This window comes from Pantoea sp. Nvir (genome assembly GCF_009829915.1).
Lineage (GTDB): Bacteria > Pseudomonadota > Gammaproteobacteria > Enterobacterales > Enterobacteriaceae > Pantoea.
In genome coordinates this window covers 100,862-116,272 of record NZ_SZZW01000003.1, presented here as the reverse complement: position 1 = coordinate 116,272, position 15,411 = coordinate 100,862, and the positions used below count along the sequence as shown (strand labels likewise).

Here is a 15,411-nt window from a genome sequence, read left to right as displayed (position 1 = left end):
ATCAACGATCAGTAGTCAGCTGTGCCAATATAGTAAAACCTACAAAAACTAAAGTAGAAAAGCAGAGAACCGTGTACTGGTAAAAAGGGCGGACAAATTGAATCAAAGTACCACATGACTTAGGACTAGGTAACACAGCCAATCAGCTTAGTTTTATTAGGACAAACTATTATCTAATGCTGTCAAAACAGTGAAACGCGAAACCCGGGATTAAGAAAGGATTCACGTGGTGCATAATCAAGTGGTTTACCTTGCCAGTCGCGGACGTATGCACCAGCTGCAATAGCAACGGCATGTCCTGCACCGGTATCCCAGATATTAGTCTGACCAAAACGAGGGTAAAGTTGAGCTTTTCCTTCTGCCACTAAGCAAAATTTTAGCGACGAGCCAATGGCAATAGTTTGATGCTCGCCAAGCTGTTTAAGATACTGTTTAAGTTCATCATCGGCGTGTGAACGGCTGACTACGACCAGTGGTGGCCGCGCATTACATGCATGAATCCGTACTTTATGACCATCTTTTTCTTTCCAGGCTTTGCTCTCTGTAGCGGAATAAAGCACATCCAACGCAGGTGCATATACTACACCCAATACCGGGTTGCCTTGATTAATTAGCACGATATTGATGGTAAACTCGTCATTGCCCTTGATAAACTCTTTAGTACCATCAAGTGGATCAACCAACCAGTAGCTCTGCCACTGCTGACGCTCGCTCCACGTGGGAGGATCCTCCTCCGACAGCACTGGTACTTCTGGTATTAATTTCCTCAAACCTTGCAGAATTATATTGTGTGCGGCAATGTCTGCTATAGTCACCGGAGAGTTGTCAGTTTTACGAGAAATGTCTAACATAGATTCTTTTTTATACATAAGCATAATCGCGTTACCAGCCTCACGTGCTAACTGACAGATTTTTTCTAACATTTTTACCTCCTTATCAGTAACAGCCACATTAATATGTTTTATACCACATAAATAAAATTTAGCAGTTACTGCTATTTTTCCCCCAGACCCTGTACGCTTATATAAAAATATTTAATAAAATAAATATTTTATATACATAATATACACTTATATTAATTTGGTTTCGGCGGTTGCAAAACGAGAAAAATTAAATCTATCAAATAATATTTTTTATATTAATTTTTGAATATTATCGTTTTGTAGTAAAAGTATAAATGGTTAAGCACATCTTATTTTACGATTTTAACGATGCAACTTTTAATCATCTTATAGCACCTGTTGCTACCATCGTCTTAGATTTTTTATGTATATCTTACTGAAGACATAATTAATCTGCACAGCAATATGATGAACTTTAATTACTACAAATATACACGAATGATAAATTTAGATTAGTACCCACCAACGTATTTAATCCATTCCTGAGCGGAAGGAATGGTAAAACAGTACCGATACTGAAACAAGATTATACATAGCAGTGCATTCGGCAACCATTATAACGAGAAAAAGCTTACAAGTAGAAAGAAGTCCGCCTTACTAATAAGGCGCTTAACAGGTTCTATAATATTGCCAATCTAGGTACTGATGATTTTAACTATGCAATATATACTAAAAAGTGGCCTTATCAGCTTCGTGCCATTCTACATAACAGTGTAACACAAAGTTACTCTGCAGAGTAAGAGTATAAAAGAATTTCTCCAGTGACTAGTAGAAGATGTTAAAACATTAGATACAAAGCTATTTTTGGAAGTCAACTTCAGTATAGCCTTATCTTTACATATCTTAATTAAAGTGATGTATTACAATACATATATTTTGCCACTTAACTTTCTTAAAGTTTTACTCTGCCTTCTATATCCGTTAATTCAGTGGGTACATACCGTTAAACTGCTAACTGATACTTCGTGTTAATCCAGAATACCCGAATTTGAAAGTAATATATGCTAAAGTATTAGCATATTTATTTATGATATAAAATTTATAGAAGTTAATCTCCTATCTGCTAAAAGCGCCTTATTAGCTCTATTAGCTTCAGCAACCGAGTAGCAAAGAAATACATGACTACAGCGTGTGTTGAAAAGCAGTGGAAGAGATTGGTAATTATGGGGTTATTAGATTCGAGCGATATGTTACAAAATTATTAATTTTTATGTATTAATTACTATTTACTTTCGTAAATTCCACAAAATTTTACATGTCTGATTAGAAATTTATTATGAATCAATCAAGCTATAACGCAGATGCTATTGAGATTCTGACTGGCCTTGAACCAATTCGCCGTCGTCCTGGTATGTATACTGATACAACACTTCCTAATCATATGGGTCAAGAAGTTATTGATAATAGCATCGATGAAGTACTAGCGGGCTATGCGAAACATGTTGAGGTCATTCTGCATGCAGATCAGTCCTTGGAAGTAATTGACGACGGACGCGGTATCCCTGTAGATATCCATCCGGGAGAAGGTCTGCCTGCGGTCGAATTGATTCTTTGTCGTCTACATACTGGTGGTAAATTTTCCAACAGAAATTACCAGTTTTCTGGTGGCCTGCACGGCGTCGGCATTTCTGTGGTAAACGCGCTATCGAAACGCCTTGAAGTCACAGTACGCCGCAATGGGGAAGTATATGATCTCTTATTCGAGAATGGGAAAAAGATACAGAAAATGACTAAAACTGGCACGGTGGCTAAACGTAATACTGGCACGCGGGTGCAGTTCTGGCCTAATGAAAGTTTTTTTGATAATCCGCTCTTTTCCGTTCATCGTTTAACCCATTTGCTAAAAGCTAAAGCAGTGCTTTGTCCTGGTGTCAAGATCCTTTTTAAGGACAAAATCAACAATACTGAACGGTACTGGTGTTATAAAAATGGACTATCTGAATACTTGTGCGAAGCGGTAAATGGTCGATTGACACTGCCGAAAAAACCTTTTGTCGGCAGCTTTTCCAGCAAGATTGAAGCGATTGACTGGGTTCTGCTATGGCTACCCGAAGGTGGAGAGCTAGTGACCGAAAGCTACGTTAACTTGATTCCAACCATGCAGGGTGGTACGCACGTCAACGGTCTGCGCCAGGGGCTACTTGATGCCATGCGCGAGTTTTGTGAATACCGTAATATCCTACCGCGAGGTGTAAAGCTGGCGACGGAAGATATCTGGAGTCGCTGCTCTTATGTGCTTTCAGTGAAAATGCAAGATCCACAGTTTGCTGGCCAGACCAAAGAGCGCCTCTCATCGCGCCAGTGCACTGCCTTAGTCTCAACGGTAGTAAAAAAGTCATTTAGTTTCTGGCTTAACCAGAATATTCAATTAGCGGAACAGCTAGCAGAGTTAGTAATTAATAGTGCGCAGCAACGTGTGCGCGCTGCGAAAAAAGTAGTGCGTAAAAAGCTCACTAGCGGTCCGGCGTTGCCAGGTAAACTGGCAGACTGCACTGCTCAGGATCTAAATAAAACTGAGCTATTTCTCGTAGAAGGAGATTCGGCAGGGGGATCTGTTAAACAAGCACGGACCCGAGAATATCAGGCAATCATGCCTCTAAAGGGCAAAATTCTCAATACTTGGGAAATTTCTTCCGATGAAGTACTAGCGTCACAGGAAGTACATGATATATCTGTGGCAATCGGCATTGATCCTACTAGTAAAGACCTTAGCCATCTACGTTATGGCAAGATCTGCATACTCGCCGATGCAGACTCAGACGGTTTGCATATCGCTACACTACTGTGTGCGCTCTTTATGAAGCACTTTAGACCTTTAGTTAAAGGCGGCCACGTCTATGTGGCAATGCCACCGCTTTACCGTATCGATCTCGGTAAAGAGGTTCATTACGCGCTTGATGAGAGTGAAAAAGAAAAAGTTCTATATCAGCTCAAGCGCAAGAAAGGCAAGCCGCATGTACAGCGTTTTAAAGGTTTAGGCGAAATGAACCCGCTACAGTTACGAGAAACTACGCTTGACCCAAATACACGTCGTCTAGTGCAGTTAACGGTAGGAGAAGAGGATATTGAGAAGACACTTCGCGTAATGGATATGCTTTTGGCTAAAAAGAGATCTTCAGATCGCCGTCACTGGCTGCAGGAAAAAGGCGATATGGCCAACATTGAAGTGTAATGATTACCACACTACATACACGCATTATTTAGGGCTAGAGCGCTGATTAGCATATTATCCGTACAGGATGAGTAGATAATAATAAGAAACATTACTTTAGAGATTTGTGTATGCTCATTTCGACTACAGCGCTATGGTTCGATATTGCATTTGCTGAGCTGTCTAAGAAATCAAACTAATACAAGCTTGACCTCGTGTTCTAAACAGACTGGCAGAAAGCCTTAAAGTGTTTTTTCGTACTGTGTACCATACAGTACTTCCACTTTCATCAAAGACAGGTCGCTTTTTCTACCTGTGAGAACTAATTCTCTCATACTAATTGAGAATAGCCTAGTGTGCCTGTTTTGTTTGTTGGTCACCGCGTACTACTCCAAAGAAGTACGGCGGACTATATATTTTTGAGGTCCTGTGCACAACATGAAGATGGAATATTGCCCATTTAGCCGACCTATCGTTCGTTATAAGCGGAGTAATCATACGCTAACTTATGCTAGCTGGACAATGGTATAGCGCAAATGACAGATTTTCACACATAACTTTCTCATTAATAACTTGTGAAAATAGAGATGATTACAATGACCTAAGAAATCGATCGTCCGTGTATTTTTTTATTACCTGATTTATCGCAATGCGAATCTGATAGCAGCGTTATATGTATTTCTAATTTGCTTCTTCACAAGTAATGTTTGCAGTAGAGTATAATGTTGTTCTGTAATTTTTTACCAGCTTTTTCATGTTTACTATATTATTTTAGATTTTTTACAATACGATTTTTAATAAACCGCCCCCTATTCCACCATTATGTGCCACAAAGTAAGGATGAGAGTTTAATGAGTGAATTACTGCAGGATAGTGCAGAAGAGCGTATTGCCCTGCACAAATTTACAGAAAATGCGTACCTAAATTATTCCATGTATGTCATTATGGACCGCGCGTTACCTTATATCGGCGATGGGCTCAAGCCAGTGCAACGCCGGATTGTGTACGCTATGTCGGAACTTGGCCTTAACGCTACTGCAAAATTTAAAAAATCTGCGCGAACCGTGGGCGATGTATTAGGGAAATATCATCCGCACGGTGACATAGCCTGCTATGAAGCAATGGTATTAATGGCGCAGCCTTTCTCATACCGTTATCCACTGGTGGACGGACAGGGAAACTGGGGAGCCTCAGATAATCCGAAATCATTCGCAGCAATGCGTTATACCGAATCACGCCTTTCTAAATATTCTGAAATATTACTCAGTGAGTTGGGTCAGGGCACAGCGGATTTTGTGCCTAACTTTGACGGTACGCTTCAGGAGCCAAAGATACTACCAGCACAGCTTCCTAATATTCTGCTAAATAGTACTACTGGCATTGCAGTTGGCATGGCAACCGATATTCCTCCTCACAACCTACGTGAGGTAACACAAGCACTTATTGCCTTGATCGATAAATCAAATACTACTCTTGATGTGTTACTGGATATAGTACGGGGACCGGATTTCCCGACTGAAGCAGAAATCATCACTTCGCGTAATGAAATCCACAAAATTTATCAAAATGGACGTGGCTCTATTCGACAGCGTGCTGTCTGGAAGAAAGAGAACGACCAAGCAGTGATTACCGCACTACCTTATCAGGTTTCCGGTGCACGAGTGCTGGAGCAGATCGCTGCTCAGATGCACAATAAAAAGCTGCCTATGGTGGCAGATCTCCGCGACGAGTCTGATCATAAAAATTCTATACGTCTAGTGATTGTGCTACGCGATAAGTTCTCAGATGTTAATAAGTTAATGTACTATTTATTCGCTACCACCGATCTAGAGAAAAGCTATCGTGTTAATCTAAACATGATCGGCCTAGACAACCGTCCGGCCGTAAAAAATTTACATGAAATCCTATCAGAGTGGCTGGTATTTCGCAGAGATACTGTGAAACGTCGGCTTAATCATCGCCTTGAGTGCGTGCTGCTCCGTCTCTACATTCTTGAAGGCTTGCTGGTTGCTATTCTTAACATTAATGAGGTAATCCATATCATTCGTAGTGAAGATCAACCAAAGTCGGTGCTAATCTCACGTTTCAGGATCGATGAAACCCAAGTGGAAGCGATTTTAGAACTAAAACTACGTAACTTGGCAAAATTAGAAGATATAAAGATCCGCGGCGAGCAAATTAATCTAGGAAAAGAACGCGATAGGATTCAGGCAACTCTCTCCTCCGAACGCAAGATAAATATGCTGTTAAAAAAAGAACTACAGGCTGCTGCTTTTACCTATGGTGACGATCGCCGTTCACCTCTAAACGAACACGAAGAAGTTAAAGCGCTGAGCGAAAATGAGCTGGTGACCTCAGAGTCGGTCACCATCGTGCTATCAAAGATGGGTTGGGTACGTAGTGCTAAGGGGCACGATGTCGATCCGACAGTACTGAGCTATAAGGAGGGCGACAGTTATTTAGTAGCGGCACGTGGCGAGAGTAATCAGCCGGTCGTTTTTATCGACTCTATAGGTCGTAGTTATACACTGAATCCTAACTCTCTGCCACCAGTGCGAGGATATGGTGAGCCGCTGAGCGGCAAATTGTCTTTGCTGCCTGGCACAGTGGTGGAACAAGTATTGATGGCGGCGAGAGATAATAAATTGCTCATTGCCTCTGACGCCGGTTATGGCTTTATTTGCATCTTTGCTAATTTATTGTCTCGCAACCGCTTTGGTAAAACGTTGCTGACGCTACCAGATAAAGCGCGTGTAATGCCTTTATTGGCAATACATCATGAAAATGACATGCTGCTGGCGATCACTAAGGCAGGACGTATGTTGATCTTCCCAGTAGACGAGCTACCGCAGATGTCAAAAGGTAAGGGTAAAAAAATTATTTCTATTCCAGCGGCATCTTTGGTGGACGGTAGTGATAAACTATTGTGGCTGATGATTTTACCGCAGCACAGTATAATTACGCTCTATGCTGGCAAGCGCAAGCTAGTATTGAACAACGAAGACTTGCAAAAATTCCGTGCTGCCCGTGGACACTGCGGGAAATTGTTGCCGCACGGTCTACAATGCATCAAAAAAGTAAAACTGGACACTCCAAGCTCGTGCTATTACCAATAGAGGTAAATTCCCAGAAACAAGGCGCATCTAATCTTTTCTATCGAGCTATAATGAGAAATATATGATATTGATGTTTCGTGCTATTTTTGTTGTTGTCTACTCTATTGTAATTTGTGTTTTTGGTAGCATCTGGTGTCTTTTTTCACCTCGTGATCCGCGACACGTTGCAACTTTTGGTCATTTGTTTGGGCGTCTCTCTTGGGTATTCGGCATTAAGGTAGAGCTGCGTAAGCCAAAAAATGCAGATAAATACGGCAACGCTATCTATATAGCTAATCACCAGAACAACTACGATATGATCACAGTAGCAAATATCGTTCAAGCGAGGACAGTGACAGTCGGAAAAAAAAGTATACTCTGGATCCCTTTTTTCGGTCTACTTTATTGGTTGACCGGCAATTTACTCATAGATCGCAATAACGGAACGAAAGCTTATAGTACTATCAGTCAGCTCATTGACCAGTTTAAAAAAAGAGATATTGCGTTTTGGATGTTCCCAGAAGGGACTCGTAGCCGTGGTAGAGGTATTCTACCTTTTAAACCAGGTGCTTTCCACGCTGCCGTGGCGGCAGGAGTGCCTGTCATCCCTGTAGTAGTTTCTAATACACATGGCAAAATCAACCTCAACCGCTTGAAAAATGGTCTTGTGATTGTCGAAATGCTTCCTCCGGTTGACACTAGTAAATATACTATGCAGTCAATACGCAATCTGATGACTCACTGCCGTACTTTGATGATGGAGAAATTAAACATACTTAATATAGAAGTTGAAATACGAGAAAAGAGCAGCAAACTTTAATTGAACTTTTCCTAGATGCTATTAATTCGATGACGCATGCACATGGCTTTAACAGATTTTTTTCTTCGATAAAATCTTTTTTATAAAAGTGACTTACAAAGCAAAATCTATAAAATAATCGCCTGAATAATTTTTTATCTATGAACAGGATGCAATACCGGTATCAAGAATATGCTTGCTCAATACCCCCTATTAAATATTTTTGCTAACTGATAACTATCCTCTTACTATTATTTAATTATATCCAGCCAGTTATCAGGGTATTGATGCTGTCTTTGATTGTAGTCACATAGCCCTTCTTGCTGTATTTTGATTAATTGTACGGAGGTCCTAATTGACAAGTTTTAAGACGGCGAGGCATCGATATAAAAATATAAACGATGTCGGATAAAAATGTTGACTGGTTTAAGCTATGTGCGCATGTGGATGGATTCGCCATCTGTTAATCAATAAATTTCAGATGTAGGTGCTAGTAGATTAGATCTCGTAAGTACGGATGAAGTGCTAAGGCTATAAGAGTTTTGAAGAGCTTCGTCTTATTCGGTAAAGTACAGGTAAGGTATACTTAAATACACTTTTTAAAAGTTACAAGGGGGATGAAGATTAAGTAACAAACAGGATCTTTTTTCAGTTGTTGGTACCTATTCCCACCACTGATTTTGGAACGTTTTGCTTATTTTATTTCTCTTTTGGTAGTGAATTTTCATTATCTTAGTCTACTTATTTCCTTCTTTACTTTTATGTTTTAGAAGAATATGTTTAGTGTATGAAGCATATTCTTCTAAAACCAGCAAATTAATCATAATTTCAAATAAAATAAGTAGTAAGTAAAAGGATAAACCACTTTGTTAAGTGGTAAACGTTAGCTTAATGCTAACCGTGTTACTGCCATAGAGTAAAAAAAGTTAAGCTGGAGGATAAATATCTTGTATGTTCCTGACAGGTGATATTGCTAGATTTCATGAACTATTAATTAAAAATAACTATGATAACGAATAGGGATTCTTAGACATAAAAAAATTTTCTGTATCTATTCAGCGCGCCTCTATACCAGTACTAGTGAATGTCTCAGCAGGTAACAGCTAGATTATTTATACGTTATACATAATATTGAAATCATTATTTATATAACTCAACGTTATACATTGGGGCAGAAGTAGATATCGGAGTCTTAACGCTTCACGCAACTGTAATATAATCCGCAAAATTTGTTATTTCAGGATTTATAGAACTATCTTGCGGTTATATCAGTTTACGGTTATGAAGACGGACTGAAACTATCATTCCGTTGAGGGAATATAATTAATCGCATGCATGTTAGATGAATGATCTCTAAAAAACTTATATTCATACATCGTTTTACTAGGCTCGCTTCTACCTCCGTTTTTTCCAGATCACTGTAATACTACCTAATAAACCTATTAATAGTAAAATAATAGGCAGTAACATCAGAATAGTCATCATCTGATCTTCATGGCGTTTGATAAAGGGTACCTGATTGATGCCGTAGCCCAATACCACCAAAATCACTACCCAAAGTAGCGCACTAAGCCAGTTCAGCAATTGAAACCGGTTGTTTTGTAGTCCAGAAATACCCGCTATAGTAGGCAGAATAGTGCGAACGAATGCGAGAAAACGTCCTACCAACAATGCTACTAGGCCATGACGCCTAAAGAGTTGCCACGCGCGTTGATGATATTGAGCCGGTAGATTTATCAACCAGCTTTTTACCAGATTTGTATTACCAAGCCAACGTCCCTGAAGATAGCTTAGCCAGCATCCAAGGCTGGCAGCAGTAGTGAGGATAATCATAGTCGGGATGAAATCCATCACACCTTTAGAGATCATAGCGCCCGCCAGTAGAAGCAAACTGTCTCCCGGTAAAAATGCAGCAGGAAGTAATCCGTTTTCTAGAAATAGAGTTAGAAACATCGCGCTATAGACTACCCAAACTAAATTTGGATCTGCCAATGCGGTAAAATCCTGATTCCAGAGAGCGCAAACCATCTTATGTAAAACACTCATCTACGATCCTATATAAGTACAAGGAATTTATTAGCTTTAATCCGCTCTCAAAATTTGAGCGGCGGTCGGTCACCCATTCTACTGTTAAGTGCATATTTAAATTATTCCTGCGTAATGCGTTCAAAACCTGCTGTTAAATCAGCAATTAGGTCCTCAACGTGTTCTAAACCAATATGTAGACGTACTAAAGTTCCCTTAAAATCTATCATTCTGCCTGATGGACGACTCCCTACCATTTCTTCTGGTTGAGTCGCCAGAATCAGCGATTCATAACCGCCCCATGAGTAGGCAATGCTAAAATATTGGAAGTAATCGAGATACAACGCCATTTTTTTGGCGCTCAGTTTTTCATGTAAAATAAAAGAAAAAAGGCCACTACTGCCGCTGAAATCACGTTTCCAGAAGGTATGTCCTTTGCTTTGCGGCAGAGCCGGATGGTTGACGCGTGCTACTTCCGGACGTGTTGTTAGCCACTCAGCTACATGGAGCGCGCTCGCTTCGTGTTGGCGTAGGCGTATGGCGAGGGTGCGCAGACCACGACTAGCCATGTAAGCACTATCAGCATCTATCGTCTGACCCATCATATAAGAGTTCTCACGAAGTTGATCCCAGCAGCGAGTGTTTGCCACAGCCGTTCCGATCATTACGTCGCTGTGGCCAATAAGATATTTAGTACCCGCTTGAATTGAAATATCTATGTCGTACGATAGCGCATTAAATAAAATACCTGCTGCCCAAGTATTATCCATTATGATTACTACTTCAGGTGCTTTTTCGCGTACTGCCGTAACGATTGCAGGAATATCTTGCACTTCCATGGTAATAGAGGCTGGAGACTCCAAAAATACCACACGGGTTTCCGGACGCACTAGCGTACCAATTTCGCTACTAATAGTGTGATCGTAGAAAGTGATTGTAACGCCAAATTTGCCTAATATTTTGGTACAGAAATCCTGGGTCGGCCCATAGGCTGCGTTGCACATTAGCACATGATCGCCTGCTTTGATGAAAGAAAGAATAGCATTAGCTATTGCCGCAACACCGCAGGGATAGAGAACACAACCTGCCCCACCTTCCAGTTCACTCATTGCTTCCTGTAGTGAGAAGTGGGTCAGAGTACCGCGACGACCATAAAAAAGTTCACCTTTTGTACGCCCTAATGTAGCTTTTTTTTTATCGATGAGAGTATTAAAAATTAGGGAAGAAGCACGTTGAATAACGCTGTTGACGGCGCCATGAGTATACCGGTTACTGCGTCCCGCATTGACTAATGTGGTGTCTATTTTTTTTGTTTTCATAAATATCCTGACCTACCGCTTGCTTCCAGGTTTTTACATTACCATAAATGACGATGAGGTTTTACTCAAAACACTGAGATAAAAAGTTCGCTTTGTGGTAGGCGGGCCTGAGATAGCTACGCGCGACATGCAGTTTGTGGTAAAGGCGCAAAGATGTAATGAAAAAATAAAACGATAGGTTAATTTTTATTAATTAATTTAATTTTTATATAAAAATATATAATTTATAATATATTCTATATTAACTAATAAACAAAGCAAGATTGTATCTTGCTATCTGTTATCGCGTAGCTATAAGGTGTAATTTATTAACTGAAGGGCTTTAACTTCTTACATGCATCTCTATAAACCTCCTGATCGATATCTATTATTATGTGTACATTTCGTTATTCAAAATGTGCACATAACAAACAAATTTTCTTAGAGGTTTCCACCGGCGTATGCAAGTAGTTATGCTATTTCAGCTTTCACAAAAGCTAGACGAGCGTAGTCATCGCTAATGTAGAATATGCATTCTCGACCACTATTTTTGGTGAAATTACGTTATGCTTGGTGTTTTTACCAGCCAGATTTTCAGAAATATAATTACTTTGCAGAGTCCTCTTTATGAGGATTATTGCTTCAATGAGAAGAATTTCACCTATGTCTAATTTTTTGCAAGAGGTGGTGCGTCGCCGCACCTTTGCAATTATTTCGCACCCCGATGCTGGTAAAACTACCATAACTGAAAAATTGCTATTATTCGGACAAGCAATTCACACTGCCGGTACGGTAAAAGGTCGCGGCTCTAACCAATACGCTAAATCCGACTGGATGGAAATGGAAAAGAAGCGCGGTGTCTCGATAACTACCTCTGTCATGCAGTTCCCCTATCGAGAAGTGTTAATTAACCTGCTCGATACTCCAGGTCACGAGGATTTCTCAGAAGATACCTACCGTACTTTGACGGCGGTAGACTGCTGTCTGATGGTAATTGATGCGGCAAAAGGCGTTGAGGCTCGGACTCGGAAGTTGATGGAAGTTACACGTCTACGGGATACGCCTCTGTTGACCTTTATGAATAAGCTCGATCGGGATATTCGGGATCCTATAGATTTGCTAGATGAAGTAGAGAGTGAACTGAAGATCTCCTGTGCTCCTATTACTTGGCCTATCGGTTGTGGAAAAATGCTTAAAGGCGTCTATCATCTTTATAACGACGAAATCTATCTCTATCGTTCCGGACAGGGCCATACAATTCAGAAAGTGCGCACTGTCAAGGGACTAAATAACCCTAAGTTAGATACTATAGTCAGCGAAGAGCTAGCAGTACAACTGCGCGATGAACTAGAGTTGGTTAAAGGCGCTTCGCACGAATTCAATAAAGAATTATTTTTAAAAGGCAAAATTACACCAGTATTTTTTGGGACTGCGCTAGGTAACTTTGGCATCGATCATATGCTCGATGGTCTAGTCTTTTGGGCACCTGCACCGATGCCGCGTGCTACCGATGTACGTACAGTAACTGCACAGGAAGAGAAGTTCAGTGGCTTTGTGTTCAAAATTCAAGCTAACATGGACCCAAAACACAGGGACCGTGTTGCTTTTGTGCGCATTGTTTCAGGTAAATATGAAAAAGGTATGAAACTGCATCAGGTACGAACTGGCAAAAAAATAGTAATCTCCGATGCATTAACCTTTATGGCTGGTGACCGCTCGTACGTGGAAAAGGCCTGGCCAGGCGATATAATTGGTCTATACAACCACGGAACTATTCAGATCGGCGATACCTTTACACAAGGTGAAAATATGAAGTTCACTGGCATCCCAAACTTTGCTCCAGAGATGTTCCGCCGTATTCGCTTGTGTGATCCACTTAAGCAGAAACAGTTATTGAAAGGATTATTACAACTGTCGGAAGAAGGAGCAGTACAGGTGTTTCGCCCACTCAAAAACAACGACCTAATTGTAGGTGCAGTGGGGGAGTTACAGTTTGACGTTGTAGTAGCACGTTTGGCAAGCGAATACAATATTGAGGCAATTTATGAAACAATAAATGTATCTACAGCGCGATGGGTTGAGTGCAACGATACTAAGAAGTTTGACGAATTCCGGCGTAAAAATGAAGCTAACCTAGCATTAGACAGCAGTAATAATTTGACCTACATTGCACCGATGATGATGCATTTAAATATAATCCAGGAGCGCTATCCTCAGATAATTTTTCGTAAAACTCGTGAACATTAAACTTGTCCTTCTAATAAAGTTATCTATCCTGAAATAGCCCTCTTTTTGTCTGTTTAGATTTTTAACATTTTATTTTTACTTAACTAGGAAGCCATCAACTAGTTATTCAAGCAAAATACGTAACACTGACTATTATTATTTTGTCGGTTTGCAAAAAGGAGTAGTTTTCCCCTACATCCTAACTTACACAGGCGTGCCATTTTCTGCTGTTATTTTCTTCGTATGCACGCTGGTGGGTAAGCTGACTAAAAGGAGGAAGAGATTGATGAATAAGACTAAGATTATTGGAACATTAATGACTGTAGTGGTGGTTAGCAGCACACTGTTAAATAATAAAGCTTTGGCCGTAGACTCGTTGTCACAGCAAGCCCGTCAAAGCGCTAACAACTTTGGTAAAAAAATTAATGGTTCAATGAAAAAAATAGACGGTTTTATGGATGATAGTGTAGTCACTGCAAAAGTTAAAGCAGCTCTGTTGTATGCCAAAAAAATAAATAGCACAAATATTTCCGTAAATACGAATAATGGCGTAGTAACTCTCAGTGGTTTTGTTACTTCGAAGGATCAAATTAAAAAAGTGATCGCAGTTGTGCAAAAAATAGAAGGCGTGCAATCCGTCAGCGATAAATTGCACGTTAAAGAAAGTAATTTACAAAGTTTGAAAAGATATCCCCGTGGGGATACAGTAATAACTAGGGAAATTAAAGCTCAGTTTTTAGCTGACAATATCATTACGTCCCATAACATTACGGTTAAAACTATCAACGGCATTGTGAAACTTTCAGGTACAGTTGCGACCAAAACTCAATCGGATCATGCTGAAAGTATCGCAAAAGAGATTGAAGGCGTTAAAAGCGTAGAGAATAATTTAACCATACGGTCTTAATGTTACGACTTGGCAGGCCACATTATACCTGATTGACATAAAAAACTAAATTGCTAAGAAATAAGGAGTTAGATTTCACTATAGTTATAGTAAGGAGATACTTATGTTTCGTTGGGGAATTATTTTTTTGGTAATTGCATTGATCGCAGCGGCTTTAGGATTTAGTGGCCTCGCCGGTACAGCAGCATGGTCAGCTAAGGTTGTTTTTGTCGTCGGTATTATTATGTTCCTCATAAGTTTGTTTAGCGGCCGCAAATAAATTTGATTATGAGCATATCGGCATCCAGAGTATAACCAAGCGCCTAAATCCCTAGGCACCACTTAGTAGACCGTATGAGAAGTCATATCACACCATCCCTATGTTGATGATGGAATGACCAGCAGGCAGGCCAGCAGGCAGGATTTAGCCTGCAAGTTCTGTTTTCATTCTGTATCTCATTAATCTTTTTATCGTCATTAATTGGCCGTTGGTAGTTATAATAGTACCAAATCTCTAGTAACTATTGGAGTAGCGATACAAACGTGCATATTAAATAAATTTATTCATTTAGAGAAATTTATTTCGGGGAATAGATAGTAGTGCACGCTCTGCTCTGGAGTACAACATGAGTGCTAGCTAATCCTTAATACATAACTAGATATACATTGGAATTGGATAGCCGTTTATTTATAACTCTTACAACAAGATGTTAGTCCTGTATGATTCTAAATTCAATAACAGGCGAGGATGATGTGACTTCATCACGTATATATTCGTCATGTACTACACTTCATCCCCTTTTGAAGGCATAAGCCGCATGCTCTCTTCTGTTTCAACAAACACGAAATAATTAAATAAAAATAATCTCAGATTGAGTTATTTTAATTAACATTAAACAATAGTTTTAAACTAGATCATTATGGTTAAAAAAATGACTGATATTAAAAATATTATTATAGTTTTTACGTCCTGAACTTTTTCTGTTTGTAGGGCTCAGTCCTTCTTGTAACTTACCGTATAGAATTATA

The 15,411-nt window shown here is 39.9% G+C and carries 9 protein-coding genes; 6 read left to right on the top strand and 3 right to left on the bottom strand.

All coding sequences use genetic code 11. The features are described 5' to 3' along the window. Window positions 1–182: 182 nt before the first annotated feature. Window positions 183–923: a 3'(2'),5'-bisphosphate nucleotidase CysQ gene (gene cysQ, locus FD729_RS03285; protein WP_159931858.1), complete on the bottom strand. Its 741-nt coding sequence runs from the start codon at window positions 921–923 to the stop codon at window positions 183–185. Window positions 924–2,178: 1,255 nt separating this feature from the next. On the opposite strand from cysQ, the gene parE reads away from it, so the two are divergent. From parE to FD729_RS03270, 3 genes are all read left to right on the top strand, one after another. Next, window positions 2,179–4,074 (top strand): DNA topoisomerase IV subunit B, encoded by a 1,896-nt coding sequence (gene parE / locus FD729_RS03280; protein WP_159931857.1) that lies wholly within the window; start codon window positions 2,179–2,181, stop codon window positions 4,072–4,074. A gap of 830 nt (window positions 4,075–4,904) precedes the next feature. Continuing rightward, window positions 4,905–7,169: a DNA topoisomerase IV subunit A gene (parC, locus tag FD729_RS03275; RefSeq protein ID WP_159931856.1), complete on the top strand. Its 2,265-nt coding sequence runs from the start codon at window positions 4,905–4,907 to the stop codon at window positions 7,167–7,169. 61 nt (window positions 7,170–7,230) lie between these two features. Beyond that, entirely contained in the window at window positions 7,231–7,968 is a 738-nt protein-coding gene (locus FD729_RS03270) for a 1-acylglycerol-3-phosphate O-acyltransferase (protein WP_159931855.1), read from the top strand. Between the two features lie 1,374 nt (window positions 7,969–9,342). Here FD729_RS03270 and FD729_RS03265 read toward each other — a convergent pair. Beyond that, a complete protein-coding gene (locus tag FD729_RS03265) occupies window positions 9,343–9,993 on the bottom strand; it encodes a DedA family protein (protein ID WP_159931854.1) in 651 nt (216 codons plus the stop codon). A 101-nt stretch (window positions 9,994–10,094) separates the two neighbouring features. Next, a complete protein-coding gene (gene metC, locus FD729_RS03260) occupies window positions 10,095–11,291 on the bottom strand; it encodes a cystathionine beta-lyase (RefSeq protein WP_159931853.1) in 1,197 nt (398 codons plus the stop codon). Window positions 11,292–11,933: 642 nt separating this feature from the next. Between metC and prfC the strand changes: the two genes are divergently transcribed. From prfC to FD729_RS03245, 3 genes are all read left to right on the top strand, one after another. Then, window positions 11,934–13,517 carry a peptide chain release factor 3 gene (prfC, locus tag FD729_RS03255; protein ID WP_159931852.1) on the top strand — a complete coding sequence of 528 codons (1,584 nt, stop codon included), beginning with the start codon at window positions 11,934–11,936 and terminating at the stop codon, window positions 13,515–13,517. Window positions 13,518–13,782: 265 nt separating this feature from the next. Continuing rightward, window positions 13,783–14,403: a molecular chaperone OsmY gene (gene osmY / locus FD729_RS03250; RefSeq protein ID WP_159931851.1), complete on the top strand. Its 621-nt coding sequence runs from the start codon at window positions 13,783–13,785 to the stop codon at window positions 14,401–14,403. Between the two features lie 103 nt (window positions 14,404–14,506). After that, the gene (locus FD729_RS03245; RefSeq protein WP_159931850.1) at window positions 14,507–14,662 is read left to right on the top strand and encodes a DUF1328 domain-containing protein; all 156 of its coding nucleotides are present in this window, start codon (window positions 14,507–14,509) and stop codon (window positions 14,660–14,662) included. Window positions 14,663–15,411: the final 749 nt, after the last annotated feature.

Coding starts and splice junctions, on each gene's coding strand:
- cysQ (WP_159931858.1), bottom strand. CDS start 923: ATGTTAGAAAAAATCTGTCAGTTAGCACGTGAGGCTGGTAACGCGATT.
- parE (WP_159931857.1), top strand. CDS start 2,179: ATGAATCAATCAAGCTATAACGCAGATGCTATTGAGATTCTGACTGGC.
- parC (WP_159931856.1), top strand. CDS start 4,905: ATGAGTGAATTACTGCAGGATAGTGCAGAAGAGCGTATTGCCCTGCAC.
- FD729_RS03270 (WP_159931855.1), top strand. CDS start 7,231: ATGATATTGATGTTTCGTGCTATTTTTGTTGTTGTCTACTCTATTGTA.
- FD729_RS03265 (WP_159931854.1), bottom strand. CDS start 9,993: ATGAGTGTTTTACATAAGATGGTTTGCGCTCTCTGGAATCAGGATTTT.
- metC (WP_159931853.1), bottom strand. CDS start 11,291: ATGAAAACAAAAAAAATAGACACCACATTAGTCAATGCGGGACGCAGT.
- prfC (WP_159931852.1), top strand. CDS start 11,934: ATGTCTAATTTTTTGCAAGAGGTGGTGCGTCGCCGCACCTTTGCAATT.
- osmY (WP_159931851.1), top strand. CDS start 13,783: ATGAATAAGACTAAGATTATTGGAACATTAATGACTGTAGTGGTGGTT.
- FD729_RS03245 (WP_159931850.1), top strand. CDS start 14,507: ATGTTTCGTTGGGGAATTATTTTTTTGGTAATTGCATTGATCGCAGCG.